The sequence below is a fragment of the Neomicrococcus lactis genome, assembly GCF_014200305.1.
In the GTDB taxonomy this organism is placed as follows: Bacteria; Actinomycetota; Actinomycetes; order Actinomycetales; family Micrococcaceae; genus Neomicrococcus; species Neomicrococcus lactis.
This window is the reverse complement of sequence record NZ_JACHBL010000001.1, coordinates 2586841-2604986: the sequence shown is the minus strand read 5'-3', so window position 1 is coordinate 2604986 and position 18146 is coordinate 2586841. Positions and strand designations below refer to the sequence as shown.

Here is an 18146-nt window from a genome sequence, read left to right as displayed (position 1 = left end):
TACTAAACTTGTCCCATGACTGAACAGGGTGACGCAGGTACTACACGTAAATTCAACGCAGAGTTGTATCGAGCGGAACCTGTTTCGTTTGTGCGTCGCGGAACGCGGCTCCAGGGCCGGCGATTGACCGCGTGGGAGAAGTACGCGGACGAGTATTTGATTGAGGTTCCCCGCCACATTGCGGACACGTCGGTCAGCAAGGATTTTGATTTCGACGCCGCAGCTCACTTTGAGCGCAAAGCTCCCCTCGTGATTGAGGTCGGCTCCGGATTGGGCGAAGCGATGGCTGCGCGTGCGGCCGAAGAACCTGAACGCAATTTCTTAGCCGTTGAGGTGTACCGTCCGGGTCTCGCGCAGTTGATGCTTAAGGCTGGCCAGCAAGGACTCAAGAATGTCCGCTGCGTGCAGGCCAACGCGCCCGAGGTTTTCGATGTGCTGGAAGATGCGAGCGTTGACGAGGTGTGGGTGTTTTTCCCAGATCCGTGGCACAAGGCCAAGCACAACAAGCGTCGCCTTGTGAATGAGACTTTCGCAGAGCGAGTTGCCCGTGTGCTTCGCCCCGGCGGACTGTGGCGACTGGCCACTGACTGGGACGAATACGCAGATCAGATGCTCGAGGTCTTGAGCGCTTCAGAGAAGTTCGAGAACCTGCACGAGTCGTGGGCACCTCGCTACGAGGGCCGCATCGTGACGAGCTTCGAAACCAAAGCTCACAACGCAGGCCGCACCATTCACGATCTAACTTTCCGGCGGAAGAACAGTTGACGCTTCGGGGCCAAAGAGCTCCTGATAGTGCGCGAAGAGGAACTTCCAGTCCTTTTCTTCAGGACTGACCTCTCCGCCCGCAGCCTCACGCAGCGAGGCCACGCACACGTGCCAACCGGCGCCTTCGCGTGCGCCACGGCCCTGCTCATCGAGAGTGGCGCTAAACCGCAAGCGGGTCTGCGGGGCTGAAGCTGCGTCGTCGTCCTCAAAAAATTCGCAACGAATCATGTCCGGGCCCCACGTGAATTCCGCGGCCGCCGGTTGGCGGAAGTGCCGGACTTCGCCGAAGCCGCCGTCAAGGCCTTGGTGGTCTTCGAATGCGTAGGACAGGCTGGAGCCGACATCCCACTGTTCTGGTGCGGGCTTGACCGAGGCCGGGAACCATGCGCGCCAGCCGTCGTTGGACAACGCGGCATTCCACGCTTGTTCCGCGCTCACCGGTAGCGCGTAGACCCCGCTCAATTCCCACGACTGATCAGACAGTTGCTGAAAACCAAAAGACTCCATGGCGGAAACTATGCCACGGAGTCTTTGGATTTTACCTGTATGGAATCTGCTGATTTACGGCTCAATCGCGAGCGGACCGTAGATCCAATCCGAGCGGCGGGAAGCAGGACGAGCCGAATGCGGCATCGTCACCACTTCGCCGGCCATTCCCGCGGCAAAGATGCGGGCGAGCTCCTCAACGGGGCCACGATCGATCTTCAATTCTTGAACTTCAATCATGAGTTCGCGTACGCGGCTGCGCAGCGCGTCCACCTGATTCTCCAACTCAAGAATGCGGCGAATGCCTTCGAGGGACACTCCATCCTTCGAGAGGCGCTGAATTTCTCGCAACGTCTCCACGTCGCGGCGCGAGTAGCGGCGTTGCCGCCCGCCTTGACGAGATGGCGAGACCAGGCCCATGCGGTCATATTGCCGCAGAGTCTGAGGGTGCATATCGGCAAGCTCGGCAGCAACGCTGATCACATATATCGGCGTGTGCTTATCCATTGTTACCGTGTCTCCTAGAGTTTGGCCTTTTCAGCAAGGTTTTCGCGCGGGTTAGCGTCCGTGGTGGCGGCCGCGAAGTCCTCGATGGCCTTGCGGGCAGCGTCGTTGAGCTTCTGCGGAACCGCAACGTCAACCACTACCAGCAGGTCGCCCGTCGCCTTGGACGTCTTCACGCCGCGGCCCTTGAGTCGGAGCACTTGGCCCGAGCTTGTGCCGGGGGCCACCTTGACCTTGACCTTCTCGCCGGTCATCGTGGGGACCTCGATGGTGCCGCCGAGCGCCGCCTCGTTGAACGTGATGGGCACGTGGATACGGATGTTGTTGTCTTCGCGCTTGAAGAACGGGTGTGGCTTGACGTTGACCGTGATGATCAGATCGCCGTTGCCGGCAGCTCCTGGCTCACCCTTGCCTTGGCGGCGGACCTTCTGGCCGTCCTTGATGCCCGCAGGGATCTTGACGTCAAAGGTTTCGCCGCTGTTCTCGCGGAAGGACACCGTGGTGCCGTTGATAGAGCCTTCAAACGAAATGCTTGTGGACGCGGTGCGGTCACGGCCCTTTGTGGGGGCTTGCTGGCCGAAGCCGCCGCCACCGCCAAAAAGATCCGCGAATTCCGGTGGGATGCCGCCGCCGGGGAAGCCAGTTCCGCCTTGGGTGCTGTAGCTAGTACGACGGCGCCCTCCCCCGCCTCCGAAAATATCGCCAAAGATATCCTCGAAGCCGCCAGCACCGGCCTGTCCGCCAGCACCTGGGGCTTGGAAGCGAGCGCCGGAGCCCATCGCGCGGATAGCGTCGTACTGCTGACGATCCTCGGGGTCCGAAAGCACGGCGTTGGCTTCCGTAATGTCTTTAAACTTCTTCTCCGCTGCCGCGTCCCCGGAGTTCGTGTCCGGGTGGTACTTGCGGGCGAGTTTGCGGTACGCCTTCTTGATGTCCGCTGCGCTGGCGTCCTTGGAGACGCCCAGCACCGCATAGAAGTCCTTCTCTACCCAATCCTGGCTGGCCACAAGGCGCCTCCTTTCACTTCAGTAAAAGAGTTTATGGTCTCTGAACTGTCTGTTGCGTTAAGTCTGTTATCCACTGCGTTGGTGGAATGTGGTGGTAAAGCGAGATGGGGGCCGATTATTCAGCCCCCACCCTCTTCACATTGCTACTCGGCCGGTCCGGTTGAGACCACTACTTGGGCCGCGCGAACAACGCGCTCCTTGTAGCTGTAGCCGCTGCGCAACACCATCGCTACGTGATCCGCAGGGATCTCAGCGTTGGGCTGCTGCATGAGTGCTTCGTGCACGGTGGGATCAAACGGGACCCCCACTTCGTTGATGCGCTCGAAGCCGGTATTCGTCAGGATCTGCTCAAACTTGTTGGCGATCGAGGCGAATGGCCCCTCTTCGAGGTCGCCAGCTGCGCGGGCCGCGTCGAGATCATCGAGCACGGGGAGCAACTGGGCCAACGCTGTGCGGGTGGCGTCGTGACGAACAACTTCGCGGTCGCGCTCAACGCGCTTGCGATAGTTGACGTATTCGGCCTGAAGTCGAAGAAGATCCGTCCGGAGCTCAGCTTCGCGAGTGCTTCCGCTTTCGTCAGCATCTGACGTGCCAGCATCCGCAGAAGCGTTGTTGAGGATGTCTTCAGCCTGCTTCAACGCATCATCAGTGTCATGCGCTTCGCCAGCTTCAACTACATCTTCGTGAGGCGCGCCGTTGTTTCCGCTGGCGCCGGACTGCGGAGCGTCCGCGGCGGAATCCCCGCGGACAGCTCCCGTCTCAGGATCGATCTTGCGCTTATCCGTAAAGCGCACCGGCTCCTCGGCCTCGTGTTCAAACTCGTTGCCGTGGTGCGGCATAAGATCTACCCCTTACTTCTTCTCAGAATCGTTTTCTTCGTCGATGATCTCGGCGTCAACAACGTCCTCTTCAGGCTCAGCCGAAGCGGAAGAAGTGGACTCGCCACCCTGAGCAGCAGAAGCCTGCTCAGAAGCATAGAGAGCTTCACCGATCTTGATCTGCGAAGCTTGCAACTTCTCGAAAGCTGCCTTTACTTCGTCATCGTTGTCCTGCTTCTCAAGGGCTGCCTTGAGGGCGTCGACGTCGGCCTGAACCTCGGTCTTGACCTCTTCAGGAAGCTTGTCAGCGTTGTCCTTGAGGAGCTTGTCCACGGAGTAAGCGGACTGCTCTGCACCGTTACGGGTCTCAGCAGCTTCGCGACGCTTCTTGTCTTCAGCAGCGTGCTCTTCTGCTTCCTTGACCATGCGCTCGATGTCATCCTTCGAAAGCGAAGAACCGCCGGTGATGGTCATGGACTGCTCGGTGCCCGTGCCCTTGTCCTTAGCGGACACGTGGACAATGCCGTTGGCGTCGATGTCGAAGGTGACCTCGATCTGAGGCATGCCACGTGGCGCCGGAGCAATACCGGTCAGCTCGAAGGTGCCCAATGGCTTGTTGTCGCGGGTGAACTCGCGCTCGCCCTGGAAGACCTGAATGGACACGGAAGGCTGGTTGTCATCAGCCGTGGTGAACGTTTCAGAACGCTTCGTTGGGATAGCGGTGTTGCGCTCGATCAGCTTGGTCATCACGCCGCCCTTGGTTTCAATACCGAGGGACAGTGGGGTGACGTCGATGAGAAGAACGTCCTTGCGCTCACCCTTCAGTACGCCAGCCTGGAGAGCTGCACCAACAGCCACAACCTCATCAGGGTTGACGCCCTTGTTAGGTTCCTTGTGAGCCAATTCCTTGACGAGCTCAACAACGGCTGGCATACGGGTGGAGCCACCAACGAGAACCACGTGGTCGATGTCAGAAACCGTGATGCCGGCTTCCTTGATGACGTCGTGGAAAGGCTTCTTGGTTCGGTCCAAGAGGTCTGCGGTCAGTTCCTGGAACTTTGCGCGGGAAAGGTGCTCGTCCAAGTGAACCGGTCCCTCTGGGGTGACCGAGAGGTACTGGAGGGAGATGTTGGTGCTGGTGGCGGAAGAAAGTTCCTTCTTAGCCTGCTCAGCAGCTTCCTTCAAACGCTGAAGGGCAATCTTGTCCTTGGAAAGGTCAGCACCCTTGGACTTAGCCTGAGCCAAGAGCCAATCAACAACGCGCTGATCCCAGTCGTCGCCGCCGAGGCGGTTGTCGCCAGCGGTCGAGCGAACCTGAATGGTGGAGAAGCCGTCGTCGTCCTTGCCAACTTCGAGCAAGGAAACGTCGAACGTTCCGCCGCCGAGGTCGAATACGAGGATGAGCTCGTCTTCCTTGCCCTTATCCAAGCCGTAAGCCAAAGCGGCTGCGGTTGGCTCGTTCACAATACGGAGCACGTTGAGGCCAGCAATTTCGCCAGCTTCCTTCGTAGCCTGACGCTCAGCGTCATTGAAGTATGCAGGAACGGTGATCACAGCGTCCGTGACCTTTTCGCCCAAGTAAGACTCGGCGTCGTGCTTGAGCTTCATCAAGGTACGAGCGGAGATTTCCTGAGCCGTGTACTTCTTGCCGTCAATGTCAACGGTCCAGTCAGTGCCCATGTGGCGCTTGACGGAAGCGATGGTGCGGTCAATGTTGTTAACTGCCTGACGCTTGGCGATTTCGCCAACGAGAACTTCGCCGCCCTTAGAGAATGCGACGACGGAAGGGGTAGTGCGACCGCCTTCGGCGTTTGCGATGACGGTAGGTTCGCCACCCTCGAGTACGGAAACAACGGAGTTCGTGGTTCCAAGGTCAATGCCAACTGCACGGGACATAGCATTCCTTCTTTCGATGTTTGTCTGGTCAAATTTTCGCCCACTTGAGCGATCTAGACTCAACTTTACTCGCCCCGAAATGGATGTCAAGTCAAACTTGAGCGAAGTGGACTCAAGTTCACTTCAGGCGAATTCTTGTCACCTCTCGCCACCGAATTCTGTGCACATTCGGGCACGCCCTAAGCTTTCTAGGTGCCTCTTTCCCTATGGTTATCCCTGCTCGGTGCGAGCGTTGTCATTAGCTTCACTCCCGGCGCGGGAGCCATTAACACCATGACCAACGCCATCAACGAGGGATTCCGGCGATCTTTTTGGGGCATCCTGGGGCAGCAAGCCGCGCTCCTGATTCACGTCATCATCGTCGCCGCCGGAGTGGGCCTACTGATCGCCAACTCCCCCACTGCGTTCAACGTGGTTCGCTATGCGGGCGCCGCATATTTGGTGTTCCTGGGCGTCAAATCGATCCTTGCGAAGCCTGTTTCGGAGGAAACCGCATTAGATATTCGCAAAAATGAACCTGCTTTTTCCATGTTCAGGCGTGGCGTTTGGATAAATTTGTTGAATCCCAAAGCGATCGTATTTTTTCTCGCATTCACACCTCAATTCATTCGCCCCGACCAACCACTGCTCTCGCAATATCTGATCTACATCGGCACGATCATCTTGGTAGACGTCCTGGTGATGTGGTTCTTTTTCGCCGCCGCAGCCAAGATTTTCCGCCGTTTTACGCGGTCCGCCCGCGGTCAGTGCATCATGAATATCTCATTTGGCGTGCTCTTTATTTTGGTAGCAGGATTGCTACTTCTCATGCACTGACAAATCACTAGTTCACTTTGCGGTGCCTCTAGAAATTTCATAAATTCGCCCCAAAAGTTTAGCCATTTGTCTATTCGTGAAGCGTTTACTGAACGGTAGCTTCGATGCATCGAGACCGAATCACTCGGGCCGATCAACGAAGGGTATAGAGATGAGAAAAATGCACTGGGGCGCTACCGTTACCGCGTCCTTGTCTCTTGCGGTTACCGCTGCTTTCATTCCCACGGCAGCTGGCGCTGATACTACGACGGCGCAGCTCACCAAGGCGCGAAGCGCGGCTTCTGTAGAGTCTCACCACATTTCCGCTTCCGAAGCGAAGGCTGCATCCTCTTACTGGACGGCAGATCGCATGAAGAGTGCGATCCCAGGCGACGTCCTCACCTTGAAAGCGGGCTCCACCGCTGTTCAGCGCAGTTTGAACGACGTCGCACAGATGCTCCAGAAGGGTGCAGTCGACAAATTCAACGCGTCCGGAACGCCTACGAAGTTTGCCTCAACAGACCGCAAGGCCAGCTCCTCAAGCAGCGCAGTGAGCGAAAACCCCGTCAGGCACATCGGCAAGGTGTTCTTCACCCTGGGCGGCGCCAACTACGTCTGCTCTGGCAACTCCGTGACCTCATCCAACGGATCCACGGTCTCCACCGCTGGCCACTGCATCAACGAAGGACCTGGCGCATTCGCCACTAACTTCGTCTTTGTGCCGGCCTACAAGAACGGTGCAGCACCATACGGCAAGTGGACCGCGCGCACGCTCGTTGCTCCTACCCAGTGGAGCTCGCAGGGTGACATGCAGTACGACACCGGCTTCGCCGTCGTGAATACGCTCAGCGGCAAGACGCTCTCGCAGGCCGTCGGTGCTTCCGGAGTGCAGTTCAATGCTTCCCGTGGCCAGACCTACAAGTCCTTCGGCTACCCAGCGGCTCGGCCGTTCAACGGCGAAACCCTGTACTCATGCACGGGCAAAGCGTCTAACGACCCTTACAACCCTGCCTTCAACAGCCAGGGAATCCCGTGCAACATGACGGGTGGTTCCTCAGGTGGTCCTTGGTTCCTCGGAACGTCCTCGAGCGGATACCAGAACTCGGTCAATAGCTACGGCTACGGATCCAAGTCAACCGTGATGTACGGACCGTACTGGGGCAGCGTTATCCAGTCGGCCTACCAAGATGCCGCTGTTCGCTAATCAAAAAGCCAACACCGGTTTGTAGAGAGAAAAAGAGTGTGGGGTCCGTCAGGTAAAGCTGACGGACCCCACACCTTGATTTCGAAGAACCTATTAGACGTAATGGTAATAGGTTGCATTTGCCGCGCTGCCCACGCGGCAAGCGTTGGCCAGGGTTTTCGCGCTGTTTCCTCTGTACAACGGAATGGTACGCGTGTATGGGCTACCAACCGAGCAGCCCGTTCCGCCTGACGTAGTGGTGCCCGTCATGGTGAACGCGCTTATGTCTTCAGGCGAGAAACCTGACAACGTTGCCTTCAGAGCAAAGGAAGAGTCTACGGGTCCCGTAAGGTCTTGACGAGCCGTTGCCGTCACGGTGATCTGAGTCCCGCTGAGGGCTACAGTGTATGTAAAGTTAGCGTCCGACGATGGAGAAACGGGCGGCGATTCGATAGTTGCAGATACATCCGTAAAGTTGAACGTCACCGTTTGATCTTTTTTCAGAACGATGCTGCTTGGCACACCGAATTTTACGTAATAGGTGAGATTAGCGCTTCCATTGGATGTGTGCGCGACCTTTGTCAAAACAGACCGCGGCGGAGATACGCAGCCTGTTGGAGGAGTCGACGCTGAAGGATCGAAGAAAACGGCACAACGTCGCGGAGACGCGGCGGCGAATGGTGCAGCAGAAGCTGCGGCGATTAGGGGAAGCGACCAGGCAATTCCCTTGGATACAGTGCGGCGCTTGGGCGCGCTCAAACCGGTTTCTGACATGTGGAGCCCAACCTTTGACGACACGAGAATCTGAGAGACAAATAGATCGCCGCCGCTGAAATACAGCGACGGCGTCTAGAGATTCCTCTTCATCCTATGTGGATAGGGAGAAATACAGAAACCTACAAGTATTTAGTAATCAACAATTAAGCCAGTCTTCACGCGATGTTCACACGCACCAAGCCTGAACAAGATTGCCTCTTCAGCTAAAGGTTAAGATTCACTACCAGGTTGCCAAGTCCTAACGGCAAGCAGACGTTGAGACCGGTATTTATCAGCGCGCCCACCCTATCTAATACGAATTTGCGAAGTTGCGTCAAATTATTTAGATCGTTACCAAGTGGGATCGGAATATTCAGAATGCTTCCTGTGCCTCCGCAGCCGCTTGCACCCGTCGCCGAGACTGCTACCAATTGAATGGTAATTCCCTGGCCTAAGACACCGCCGGGGTTGACGACTGCGAGGCTTCCCACCGGGATCCTCACCGTCAAGAGTAGATAAATTGCAGAGCTGAACGTGTAGTTATTTTTCGCCGTAATGACGACCTCTAGGCGTGTTCCGGTATCGCTGTTGATTAAGGTCTTTGTGACGGTCACGTCAAGCTGACTTACCGCTGGATCAAGAATCGCAGAAGGAATAATTCCCGTCTTCACGCCACCAATATCGATGGTCAACGTGACGGACTGGCCCGTGTTCAGCGTGGCCCCTACGGGAAGAAGGACCTGAAGGCGTTGCGTAATCTCCAGATATGGGGAGTCTGCGTCCAGTACATGGGTGTAATCGATTTTCGTGTAAACCTGTGCATTCAGCCCACACGGATCACCGGATCCACCAGGAGTCACACTAGGGCATCGCGACGGCGAGGCCGCAGCAAGCGGTGCCAATGATGCAGTTGCAATTACAGGGACAGACCACGCAATTCCTTGAGCGACTTTGCGTCGCGAAGGCGCGTTAACCGTAGATTCGGACATAGCTCAACCTTTATGCGAGTAAAACAAAAAAGTGAGGACAAGAAATGGGGAATTTCGTTGAACGGACGGCCGTGGGGAAGCCGGTGTGTTCCGCTTGATTTTGAAGTTATCCCTTATCAGAGACATGCAATGTAAGTATGTCGGCAATATGACTACCCATTGACCTTGGGGTAAAAGTGAGGTCCCACATTGCAAACCGAGGAATCTGGACTACATTCATTTCATGACTCTGATTGCCGTCATCTGCACAGGTAATATTTGTCGCTCCCCCATGGCAGAACACATGATCCGCGCCGCAGCAGAAGAGGCCGGACTTTTCGAAGTCTTCGTCACTTCGGCCGCAACCACCGGCTGGGAAGTCGGAAATCCTATCGACCCGCGGGCCCTCGCCATCTTGAGGGAACTCGGCCTTGATGCCGAGGATCATGTGGCCCGCCAGTTCGAAGTCGTCGAGTTCAACAACGTGGACTTGGTGCTGGCCTTAGACACCGAGCATTACATGACGCTTCGCCACATGGCCCCCACTGCTCATGACCGCGCCAAGGTCCGCATGATTCGGGCTTTCGACCCGAAGGTTGCCCACCACGGCGTGGAAGCTCAGGGCATTTACGACCCTTGGTATGGCGAAATGAGCGACTTCGAAACCGTGCGCGATCTCATTTCCGCCGCAATTCCGGGCATCATTGACTACGTGCGGGAAATCCATGAAAACCCGCGCCGTCATCAATCACCGCCCGGAGAGGACAACGATCAGGACTAATGTCCCGAAGTTCAAGCACCATCATCGCCATTGACGGACGCTCTGGCGCTGGCAAATCAACGCTTGCTCTCGAGCTCGCCACTCTCCTCCGGAAGCATCGGCCGGTTGCTCTATTCCATCTCGAGGACATCTATCCGGGGTGGGATGGCCTAGAAGCAGGCATTGAGCGCTACACCAAAAAGGTCGCCGAGCCACTCTTCTGGGGCGAGACCGCTCATTGGTTCGCGTGGGATTGGTATCAGGATCGTGACGGCGAGAAGCGAACCACAGCCCCGGCTCCGGTCGTCATCATTGAAGGCGTCGGCGCTAACGCACTCCAAGCCTCCCGTTTCATCGACGCGCACATTTGGGTCTCCCTCAATGACGAGGACCGCAAACAGCGCGCGCTTGAGCGCGACGGCGACACCTACGCGCCCCATTGGGACCGTTGGGCCGACCAAGAAGAGCGCTGGCTCAACTCCGAAGATGGCCCAGTCATCCCAGACATCGAGGTCAATACCGCTCGTGGTAGCGCCGCCGAGGCCGAAGCCGTACTTCGCGCACTCACGGAGCTGCCCGCAGTTCGTGAGCGCTTCCGCCCAGAGATCGAAGAACAGCGAGCCATCCCAGCGCAAGCCCAAACCTTCCAGATGCCGAGCGGCCTGACGCAAGATGGCGCCGTCGTACTCTTTGAAAAGTTGTTTGGCGCCTCCCCCGAAGCGTTCCTGCTGCATTCTTCCTCCGCCGGCGCGGTTGATCCGTTGGGGCGCAATCGCTATTCGATCTTGGCGGACGCTTCAGGCGCGCTGGGTGCTGTCGCGACCCATGTCAGCGGCGAAACCACCATCCGCCATCAGGGCGCAACGGCAAAGGTGCCGGGTCCATTTTTTGACTGGCTGGATGATGCGTGGGATCGCCGGATGACGACGACGCAGCCCCCAGTTGCGCTCGAAGGCTTGGATTTTGAGCTGGGATGGATGGGCTGGCTCGGGTACGAGTTAAAGCGCGAATTTGGTGGTTCCGATGTAGGCGGATCGCCGACGCCGGACGCTGCGCTCATTCATGCCGCACGTGCGGTGGTGGTTGATCACGAGACGAATGATGTTCACGCATTGGCGCTTGAGGCCCGAGATTCCGCGAATTTCTTTGACTCTGTTGATAAGGCGATGAGTTTACTAGGTGAAGAAACACCTAGTAGTAATGGCGCCTCATTAGTAACGTTCTCGGATGGCTTTGCTGTCCGCGATACTCACGACTCCTACGTGGCCAACATCCAGGAAGCGCAGCGGGAGATTTTCGAGGGCAACACCTACGAAGTCTGCTTGACCACCACGCTGAATGCGACGGCCACGGACGTACAACCGTGGCAGGTCTATCAAGCGCTCAAGGACCGCTCCCCCGCGCCGTATGCGGTATACGGCACATTCGGCGACGTGAGCATTGCGAGCTCATCGCCGGAACGTTTCATGTCCATGTCGCGAGATGGACTCATGCGCGCCGAGCCGATCAAGGGCACACGCCGCCGCGTAGCTGATCCAACAGAAGACGCGAGGCTGAAAGAAGAGCTTGCCACTTCCACGAAGGACCGCGCGGAAAACATCATGATCGTGGACCTGCTCCGCAACGATCTGGTGCGCTCGGCGGATCCAGCCACGCTACGAGTTCCGCGGCTCCTCGCAGTGGAAAGCTACGCGACCGTTCATCAGATGGTCTCGACAATTGATGCCCAATTGCGCCCAGAAGTCTCTCGCGCCGAGGCTGTTCGAGCGGCGTTCCCCGCGGGCTCCATGACCGGTGCCCCGAAGATTTCCACGATGGGTATTCTGGACCGGCTCGAAGACGGCCATCCTCGCGGGATTTATTCGGGGGCCATCGGTTACTTCTCACGCAACGGCGGCATGAACCTCTCCGTGGTGATCCGCACGCTCGTCATGAAGCACCTCGAGGACGGCACGTGGGACCTGTCTCTGGGGATCGGCGGCGCCATCACGGCGGACTCCAACCCCGAGGAAGAGTGGGATGAGCTACGCGCAAAGGCATTCGGCGTGCTCAGCACGCTGGGCACGGAGTTCCCCGGATAAGAACCGGTGAGGAAAAACGGTCCTTACTGCAAGGTCGCCGACAGTCGCGCGACGTTGTCCTTCCAACGTTCAAAAGGCTTCCGTGCATTCCACATGCCTAGGCTCACGCGCTTGGAGTGGGCCTCGTATTCGTCCATGACCGCATCGAGACGATCCACAATTTCAGAGCCCAACAGCATCATGCTGACTTCGAAGTTGAGGGAGAAGGAACGCATATCCATGTTGGAAGAACCGAACACCGCCACCTCGTGGTCCACGGTGAAGCACTTGGTGTGCAGCACGTGCGGGGCTTCGTAGAGATAGATCTCTACTCCCGCCTGAAGCAGCGCCAAGTAATAAGACTGCTGTGCGTGATGTGCCAGCGCCTGATCGCCGCGCTCGGAAACGTAGAGCTTCACCTTGACGCCGCGCTGGGCAGCGGTAGTCACGGCATAGAGCAGCGAATCGTCTGGAACAAAGTACGGGCTCGTGATGCGCAGCTCGCGTGTGGCCGAGTAGATCAGGGTGGTGAACAGACGCAGGTTATTTTCCGCCGCGAATCCCGGACCAGACGGAACAACCTGACCCGTGACGGCACCCGGAACGTTGAGCGGCGTGATGGCGCGGACGTCGTCCAGCAGGTTCTCGTCAGTTTCTTGAGACCAATCGGTGGTGAAGACCACGTCGAGGCTTGCAACCAGCGGACCCTGCACGCGCGCCATGAGCTCTACCCATTCGCGGCCAAGCTTTTGCGATGCCTTGCGAAGGTAACCAGGTTCAATGAGGTTCTGGGAGCCGGTGAACGCCACGGTTCCGTCCACCACCAAGATCTTGCGGTGGTTACGCAGATCCGGCCGCCGCCACTGACGGTGCACAGGTGCCAGCGGCAACATGCGGCGCCAGTCGATCTTGGACGCCTTCAATCGCTTCAAGAACTTGCGGTAACCCGCCACGCGCATGGTTCCCAAGTGGTCGAACAAGAAGCGCACGTTGACGCCGCGATCAGCAGCCGCCACCAAAGCATCCAGCAACGGGCCGGTGACCTCTTCGTCCTCGCCCACAATGTAGAACTCAATATGAACGTAGTTCCGGGCAGTTCGGATCGCCTCGGTCATCGCCACAATGGACTCACGGTAATCCGTCAAGAACTCCACGGAGTTGCCCTGAACTACCGGCATCGCGCCGAGCTGACGGTTCAGTTGAACGGCTGAGCGTACCCACTCGGGGGCGTCTTGGTCTTCATCGTCCAGCTCAAGGTGTTTGGTCTCTTCGAGCACACGCTCGTTCACCACTATTTGCCGCAGCGTCCGCCGCCGAGACATCCGGTAATTCCCAAACAGCACGAACAGCGCTAAGCCCAGAATGGGAATGAAGAAGATTGCTAGAAGCCACGCCATCGCCGTCGTAGGCCTACGGTTACCGGGCACCACACCCAACATGACAATACGAATCATCATGTCAATGACGGTCCAGACTGTTGACACCCAGCCGGGTAATTCGCCCCACGGCCAGACGAAATCAAACACTGGCACTCCAAGCGGGACGGATCTTCATGAAGTACAGCTTATTAGGTTCCGCAAGCGCGCCCTCGCGGTTATAGGCTGGACGCCATGACCGCTCTTGTCTTTGTCGATTCAGCATCTCCCGCGGGCCGCATTGCGGACCCACAGCAGCCCCAATTGTCCGTTTTGGACCAGGGCGTGACCCGCGGTGACGGCATCTTCGAAACCGCGCATTACCGCGCCGGCGCAGTCCGCAAACTGGATGCGCATTTGTCCCGCATGCAGGCCTCTGCGGCGGCTTTGGAAATCAAGCTTCCCTCGGAGGAGGCCTTGCGCGGCGCCGTTGATACCGCGGTTGCCGAATTCTTGAAGGATTACGACGACGCAGCTCAGGCCACGCTCGAAGCGGCCGTGAAGATTGTAGTGACGCGAGGCGGCGAAGACGCCGACCACGGCGTCGCGTGGGTCATGGTCTCGGCGCTTTCAGCTTCGCTCTTGGAGCAGCGCGAAAAGGGCATCGACGTGATCCTCTTGGACCGCGGTTACGACTCCACCGTCGCCGACCGCGCGCCGTGGCTGTTGATGGGCGCCAAGACCCTGAGCTACGCCGTGAATATGGCCGCTTTGCGCCACGCTCACCATCAGGGTGCCGATGACGTCATCTTCACCTCGACGGACGGGCTGGTTCTTGAAGGCCCCACGTCTTCTGTGCTGATCGCAAGCACCGTCGACGGCGTCAAGACCTTGACGACGCCGATCCTTGAGACCGGCATCCTCCCTGGCACCACTCAGGGCGCGATCTTTGCCGCTGCCGAGAAGGCTGGCTGGGACTTGGGCTACGGTCCACTGGAGCCACACCACTTGATGGAAGCCGACGCCGTGTGGCTCGTGTCTTCCGTGCGCTTGCTGGCGCCGATCAACTCGATCGATGGCACCAAGATCTCCCGCGATGCCGAGTTGCACCGCGATCTTCAGGAGCTCGTCGACCAGATCATGTAATTGGCCCTGCCGAGCAGGTTGGGGCCTAGTGGTTCATCCACACGACGTGCCACGTGCCGGCGGCCATCGCCGCCCACACGGCGAGTGCGCCTAGCGCTAGACCGCCGAAGACTACCCAGAGGTCTAGCCACGAGAAAGTGGAGGGGCGTGCCCAGGTGCGGTGCGCTCCCCCGAAGCCTTTCGCCTCCATGCTCATCGCGAGGCGTGAGGCCCGGCGAATAGCTTGGACCAACAGTCCGAACGCCTGACCAGCGTTCGCTTTGAGTCGTTCGAGTGGCGAGCCGAAAGAACCCACGCCACGAGCACGCCGGGCCATGCCCAAGGTCTTCCACTCTTCGGCGAGCAGTCCCAGCAATCGCATGGCCGCCAGTGCCCCGAGGACAAAGCGGTGCGGGAGCTTGGCACGCTGAGCCAGCGCATCAGCCAAGTCAGTGGGATCCGTGGAAGCCATGACCAAGACGGCCGGAATCGCGATGCCAATCGCACGCAATCCGGTGGCCGCTGCCAGACTGAGCGAGCCCTCCGAAACCGTGTAGATGCCTAAGTCCAGGAGCGTACGGCCCGAGTCTTCGGCGATCAGCGCGGTGCCCCATACGGTCAAGAGCGAAGCCACCACCAGGATCCACGCGCGTTTGAAGAACAAGAGCGGCGAAACGCCGGACAGCGGCAAGAGAGCAAGCGTACCCACGAGCACCACGGCCGCACTCACGAAGTCCATAGTGACTACCAGCGGGATGGTGGCCGCGAGTACCGCGATGAGCTTGGACAGCGGATTCGCCCGCATGAGTACCGCGCTGCGACGCTGCTTGTCGGCCGCTGAAATGTCGAAATTCGTCACGCTCAAGATTCCGCACCTACCCGATAGATGCGTGCACTTAGGGCTTCTGAAAACGCGGTGTCATGCGTGACTGCAGCGATCGTCTTACCCGCGGCGAGTTCTTCGCGCAGCAAGTCCACGAGCACTCGCCACGTGTTGGCGTCCTGTCCAAAGGTCGGCTCGTCGAGCAGCAGGACCTCGGGCCCAGCCGCGAGAACCGTAGCGACGGACAAGCGACGCTTTTCTCCGCCGGAGAGGGTGAAGGGGTTGGCGTCGGCGACGTCGGATAACCGCAAACGCGTCAGGAGATCCTCGACGCGGGCAGCTACATCTTCATCCGTGAAAAGACGCTCGCCCGTGGTCTTGTCCACGGCATGGCGAGGGCCAAACGCGAGTTCGTCGCGCACGGTGTTCGTGACGAACTGATGCTCGGGCTCTTGAAAAACGGTGCCGATGCGGCTCACGAGTTCCGGCGCTTTCCAAGCAAAGGGGTCGGCTGAAGCAAGCACTCCGCGCACCCCGCTACCCGCCTTCACCACACCGGCATGTTTTTCGAGCAGACCCGCAAGCGTGAGCAACAGCGTGGACTTTCCGGCGCCGTTATGTCCCACGATCGAGACGGCTTCGCCTTGAGCTAGCCTCAGGTCGATCCCGGTAACAGCCGGTGTGCGCTTCGGGTCGTGGCGCCGGAAGAGCGATGCCTTGCGAGGCGACTCCCGCGATACGGAAAGGTCAAGGGCAGCCAGCAGCGGCTCTGAGTTTTCCGCAACTGATGAGTGGGCAACGGAAATTGAAGGGGCAGCGGGAGGTGAGCCAGCGTCGTCGTACTCAAAATCCGGAACCCACACACCTGCGGCGGCGAGCTCGCGGCGCAACGCGTTATCGTTCCAGAGCGCGGCGGGCGGAAGATCGTGCGTGATGCCGCCGTGCGGAGCGAGGACTAGCACGCGATCCATGTGGCGAGCCCAGACGGCGAGGCGGTGCTCAACGACGATCAACGTGGCGCCCGTGCGCGCGACGGAATGGAGGACGGCGTCGCGGACTTCGAGGACGCCATCGGGGTCAAGGTTTGCGGTGGGTTCGTCGAGCAGTAAGAGGCCAGGTTGCATCGCGAGGATTCCCGCGAGCGCGAGGCGCTGCTTCTGACCGCCGGACAAGCGCGAGGTCGAGTGATCCAGCGGCACGTCGAGGCCCACTGCTGCGAGCGCATCGTGGACGCGCGGCCAAATGTCTTCGCGTGGGACGCCGAGGTTTTCGGCGCCGAACGCGACGTCGTCACCGACGCGAGAGAGAATCACTTGCGTTTCTGGGTCCTGTTGCATGAGGCCGGCGATGCCGCGCTGGCCGTATGCCGGTTGGCCGTTGAGTTCCAGGGTTCCCGTGGATTCAACGTCTTCGTCCGGGTGCAGGACGCCCGCCATGGCGTGAAGCAGCGTGGATTTCCCCGCGCCCGAAGGACCCACGAGCAAGACCTTTTGGCCCGGTTCGATTTCGAGGTCCAGGTTCGCGACAGCCGGCATCTCCCGGCCGGCGTGCCGCCAGCTCCATTGGCTAGCGTGCACGTCGGCCGGGGTGACGCGACTGGTCACTGTGGTTGTTTCGAAAACAGAAATGAGGTGACTCTTTAGTCTCGGGCCGCTTTAGCGGGTTGCTGGTTCTACGGCGGCGTGACGCGAACGCATGCTGGATAGAGCGCCGGTCTTGGCCAGCGCGCGAGTGACAAGCCATGCCACCACGCCGGCGATAGCGCCGGAGACCATGCTGCCGAGCACGTAGACGAGCTTCCAGGTCTCCGAGTATTCGGGGAACCAGTTGAAGATGTATGCGTCATTGACGCCGCCGAACAAACCGGTAGCAAGACCAGCAAGAATTGCGACGATCACATGGAATTTGCGGTACAAGAAGAACGCGAAGACAAGCTCTGCGCCCAAGCCCTGAACGAGGCCTGAGGCAAGCACGGTCATGCCGAAGCTGGATCCCAAGAATGCGGAAATCACTGCGGCCACGAGCTCGACGAACACTGCGGCACCGGGCTTACGGATGATGAGGCCACCGAGCACTGCTGGAAACAACCACATGCCGTTGATCAGCGATGAAGCGGGTGGGAACGCCGCCCAAAGCGGGGCCAAGACTTGGTACGAAGAGTTCCACGCCCAGAAGATGATGCCGCATGCGACGGCGAGAACCGCTGCCACCACAATGTCCGTGGGACGCCACGCGAGTGAAACCTTGTTGGCGGGGCTGGATAGTGACGTGCTCAAAGAATCCTCCTTGTATAAGGAGGGGAGGGTGCATCGGCGCACCCCGAGAAACTCGACTCCCTAGCGCCGGTACTAGCCGGATCAGGTTCGAGGGTCTGCGGCTCACCGCACTCTCAGCGCTTTGTCTTCCCCATCCCCATTTCTGGTTCCGGAAAATCCTTGCGCTCCCCTGTCGTTTATCAGTTGAACCAGTGTAGCGCGCTATATGCTGTCACTAGACACTTCGACGGCGATGCCTCGCGTCGTCACCCGAATTGAACCGTCAGGAGAGAACTCGTGAACGTTTTTTTGAAGCTTGGTGCAACCCTTGCGTCACTCGCCGCTGGCATGCTCGGCAAGAAGGTCGTTGACATTGTGTGGAAGAAGTCGACCGGCAAAGAGTCGCCAAACATGATGGACGCCGATGCACAGCGTGAGCAGTCGCTGCGGCAGGTTTTGGCCTTCACGGTCTTCTCGTCCATCGTCATGGGCGTCATCCAGGTCCTGACCAACCGTGGCACGCAGCGCGCTATCCAGAAGTTTGGACGCAACCTCGACGAGGTCTAAACGCTTTTCAGGACGGTTGCCGG

At 58.9% G+C, this 18146-nt stretch carries 18 protein-coding genes and 1 riboswitch; of the genes, 7 read left to right on the top strand and 11 right to left on the bottom strand.

Features of this window, described 5'->3' with window-relative positions; genetic code table 11:
- Positions 1-15: 15 nt before the first annotated feature.
- Positions 16-765: a tRNA (guanosine(46)-N7)-methyltransferase TrmB gene (gene trmB / locus BKA12_RS11835; RefSeq protein WP_183644151.1), complete on the top strand. Its 750-nt coding sequence runs from the start codon at positions 16-18 to the stop codon at positions 763-765.
- Here trmB and BKA12_RS11830 read toward each other — a convergent pair.
- The 5 genes from BKA12_RS11830 to dnaK all read right to left on the bottom strand — a co-directional run bounded on the left by BKA12_RS11830 (position 739) and on the right by dnaK (position 5476).
- Complete coding sequence (locus tag BKA12_RS11830) at positions 739-1203, bottom strand: SRPBCC family protein (protein ID WP_183644147.1); 465 nt, start codon at positions 1201-1203, stop codon at positions 739-741. The two genes, trmB and BKA12_RS11830, sit on opposite strands and share 27 nt — an antisense overlap.
- Before the next feature lie 123 nt (positions 1204-1326).
- The gene (locus BKA12_RS11825) at positions 1327-1758 is read right to left on the bottom strand and encodes a heat shock protein transcriptional repressor HspR (RefSeq protein ID WP_183644144.1); all 432 of its coding nucleotides are present in this window, start codon (positions 1756-1758) and stop codon (positions 1327-1329) included.
- 14 nt (positions 1759-1772) lie between these two features.
- Positions 1773-2762: a DnaJ C-terminal domain-containing protein gene (locus tag BKA12_RS11820; protein ID WP_183644140.1), complete on the bottom strand. Its 990-nt coding sequence runs from the start codon at positions 2760-2762 to the stop codon at positions 1773-1775.
- A gap of 143 nt (positions 2763-2905) precedes the next feature.
- Positions 2906-3601 (bottom strand): nucleotide exchange factor GrpE, encoded by a 696-nt coding sequence (locus tag BKA12_RS11815; RefSeq protein ID WP_183644137.1) that lies wholly within the window; start codon positions 3599-3601, stop codon positions 2906-2908.
- Between the two features lie 12 nt (positions 3602-3613).
- Positions 3614-5476: a molecular chaperone DnaK gene (gene dnaK / locus BKA12_RS11810; protein WP_183644134.1), complete on the bottom strand. Its 1863-nt coding sequence runs from the start codon at positions 5474-5476 to the stop codon at positions 3614-3616.
- Between the two features lie 192 nt (positions 5477-5668).
- Here dnaK and BKA12_RS11805 point away from each other — a divergent pair, with 192 nt between their 5' ends.
- Both BKA12_RS11805 and BKA12_RS11800 read left to right on the top strand, forming a co-directional pair.
- Positions 5669-6292: a LysE family transporter gene (locus BKA12_RS11805; protein ID WP_183644131.1), complete on the top strand. Its 624-nt coding sequence runs from the start codon at positions 5669-5671 to the stop codon at positions 6290-6292.
- Between the two features lie 151 nt (positions 6293-6443).
- Positions 6444-7475, top strand: a complete 1032-nt coding sequence (locus BKA12_RS11800) for a trypsin-like serine peptidase (RefSeq protein ID WP_183644127.1) — start codon at positions 6444-6446, stop codon at positions 7473-7475.
- Between the two features lie 93 nt (positions 7476-7568).
- Here the strand turns inward: BKA12_RS11800 and BKA12_RS11795 are convergent, their stop codons facing one another.
- Positions 7569-8228 carry a hypothetical protein gene (locus tag BKA12_RS11795; protein ID WP_183644124.1) on the bottom strand — a complete coding sequence of 220 codons (660 nt, stop codon included), beginning with the start codon at positions 8226-8228 and terminating at the stop codon, positions 7569-7571.
- A gap of 206 nt (positions 8229-8434) precedes the next feature.
- Complete coding sequence (locus tag BKA12_RS11790) at positions 8435-8902, bottom strand: hypothetical protein (protein WP_183644123.1); 468 nt, start codon at positions 8900-8902, stop codon at positions 8435-8437.
- A 520-nt stretch (positions 8903-9422) separates the two neighbouring features.
- On the opposite strand from BKA12_RS11790, the gene BKA12_RS11785 reads away from it, so the two are divergent.
- Positions 9423-9959 carry a low molecular weight protein-tyrosine-phosphatase gene (locus BKA12_RS11785; RefSeq protein WP_183644121.1) on the top strand — a complete coding sequence of 179 codons (537 nt, stop codon included), beginning with the start codon at positions 9423-9425 and terminating at the stop codon, positions 9957-9959.
- Positions 9959-12019 (top strand): aminodeoxychorismate synthase component I, encoded by a 2061-nt coding sequence (pabB, locus tag BKA12_RS11780; RefSeq protein WP_183644119.1) that lies wholly within the window; start codon positions 9959-9961, stop codon positions 12017-12019. Before BKA12_RS11785 ends, pabB begins: the two co-directional genes overlap by 1 nt.
- Before the next feature lie 23 nt (positions 12020-12042).
- Here pabB and cls read toward each other — a convergent pair whose 3' ends face one another.
- Positions 12043-13455 (bottom strand): cardiolipin synthase, encoded by a 1413-nt coding sequence (gene cls, locus BKA12_RS11775; protein ID WP_183645110.1) that lies wholly within the window; start codon positions 13453-13455, stop codon positions 12043-12045.
- Between the two features lie 153 nt (positions 13456-13608).
- On the opposite strand from cls, the gene BKA12_RS11770 reads away from it, so the two are divergent.
- Positions 13609-14499, top strand: a complete 891-nt coding sequence (locus BKA12_RS11770; RefSeq protein ID WP_183644116.1) for an aminodeoxychorismate lyase — start codon at positions 13609-13611, stop codon at positions 14497-14499.
- Between the two features lie 25 nt (positions 14500-14524).
- Here BKA12_RS11770 and BKA12_RS11765 read toward each other — a convergent pair whose 3' ends face one another.
- From BKA12_RS11765 to BKA12_RS11755, 3 genes are all read right to left on the bottom strand, one after another.
- Entirely contained in the window at positions 14525-15283 is a 759-nt protein-coding gene (locus BKA12_RS11765; protein WP_183645107.1) for an energy-coupling factor transporter transmembrane component T family protein, read from the bottom strand.
- Between the two features lie 56 nt (positions 15284-15339).
- On the bottom strand, positions 15340-16836 hold the full coding sequence (locus BKA12_RS11760) for an ABC transporter ATP-binding protein (RefSeq protein WP_183645104.1): 1497 nt from the start codon (positions 16834-16836) through the stop codon (positions 15340-15342).
- Between the two features lie 120 nt (positions 16837-16956).
- Positions 16957-17577 (bottom strand): ECF transporter S component, encoded by a 621-nt coding sequence (locus tag BKA12_RS11755; protein WP_183644114.1) that lies wholly within the window; start codon positions 17575-17577, stop codon positions 16957-16959.
- A gap of 40 nt (positions 17578-17617) precedes the next feature.
- A riboswitch (TPP riboswitch) is annotated at positions 17618-17758 on the bottom strand.
- A gap of 95 nt (positions 17759-17853) precedes the next feature.
- On the opposite strand from BKA12_RS11755, the gene BKA12_RS11750 reads away from it, so the two are divergent.
- Positions 17854-18123, top strand: a complete 270-nt coding sequence (locus BKA12_RS11750) for a DUF4235 domain-containing protein (protein WP_338087521.1) — start codon at positions 17854-17856, stop codon at positions 18121-18123.
- Positions 18124-18146: the final 23 nt, after the last annotated feature.

Bases quoted from the DNA above. Each gene is read 5' to 3' on its own strand.
- BKA12_RS11815 (WP_183644137.1), bottom strand. From the start codon at position 3,601: ATGCCGCACCACGGCAACGAGTTTGAACACGAGGCCGAGGAGCCGGTG.
- pabB (WP_183644119.1), top strand. From the start codon at position 9,959: ATGTCCCGAAGTTCAAGCACCATCATCGCCATTGACGGACGCTCTGGC.
- BKA12_RS11770 (WP_183644116.1), top strand. From the start codon at position 13,609: ATGACCGCTCTTGTCTTTGTCGATTCAGCATCTCCCGCGGGCCGCATT.
- BKA12_RS11760 (WP_183645104.1), bottom strand. From the start codon at position 16,836: ATGCCGGCTGTCGCGAACCTGGACCTCGAAATCGAACCGGGCCAAAAG.
- BKA12_RS11785 (WP_183644121.1), top strand. From the start codon at position 9,423: ATGACTCTGATTGCCGTCATCTGCACAGGTAATATTTGTCGCTCCCCC.
- BKA12_RS11765 (WP_183645107.1), bottom strand. From the start codon at position 15,283: ATGCGGGCGAATCCGCTGTCCAAGCTCATCGCGGTACTCGCGGCCACC.
- BKA12_RS11795 (WP_183644124.1), bottom strand. From the start codon at position 8,228: ATGTCAGAAACCGGTTTGAGCGCGCCCAAGCGCCGCACTGTATCCAAG.
- cls (WP_183645110.1), bottom strand. From the start codon at position 13,455: ATGATGATTCGTATTGTCATGTTGGGTGTGGTGCCCGGTAACCGTAGG.
- BKA12_RS11800 (WP_183644127.1), top strand. From the start codon at position 6,444: ATGAGAAAAATGCACTGGGGCGCTACCGTTACCGCGTCCTTGTCTCTT.
- trmB (WP_183644151.1), top strand. From the start codon at position 16: ATGACTGAACAGGGTGACGCAGGTACTACACGTAAATTCAACGCAGAG.
- BKA12_RS11825 (WP_183644144.1), bottom strand. From the start codon at position 1,758: ATGGATAAGCACACGCCGATATATGTGATCAGCGTTGCTGCCGAGCTT.
- dnaK (WP_183644134.1), bottom strand. From the start codon at position 5,476: ATGTCCCGTGCAGTTGGCATTGACCTTGGAACCACGAACTCCGTTGTT.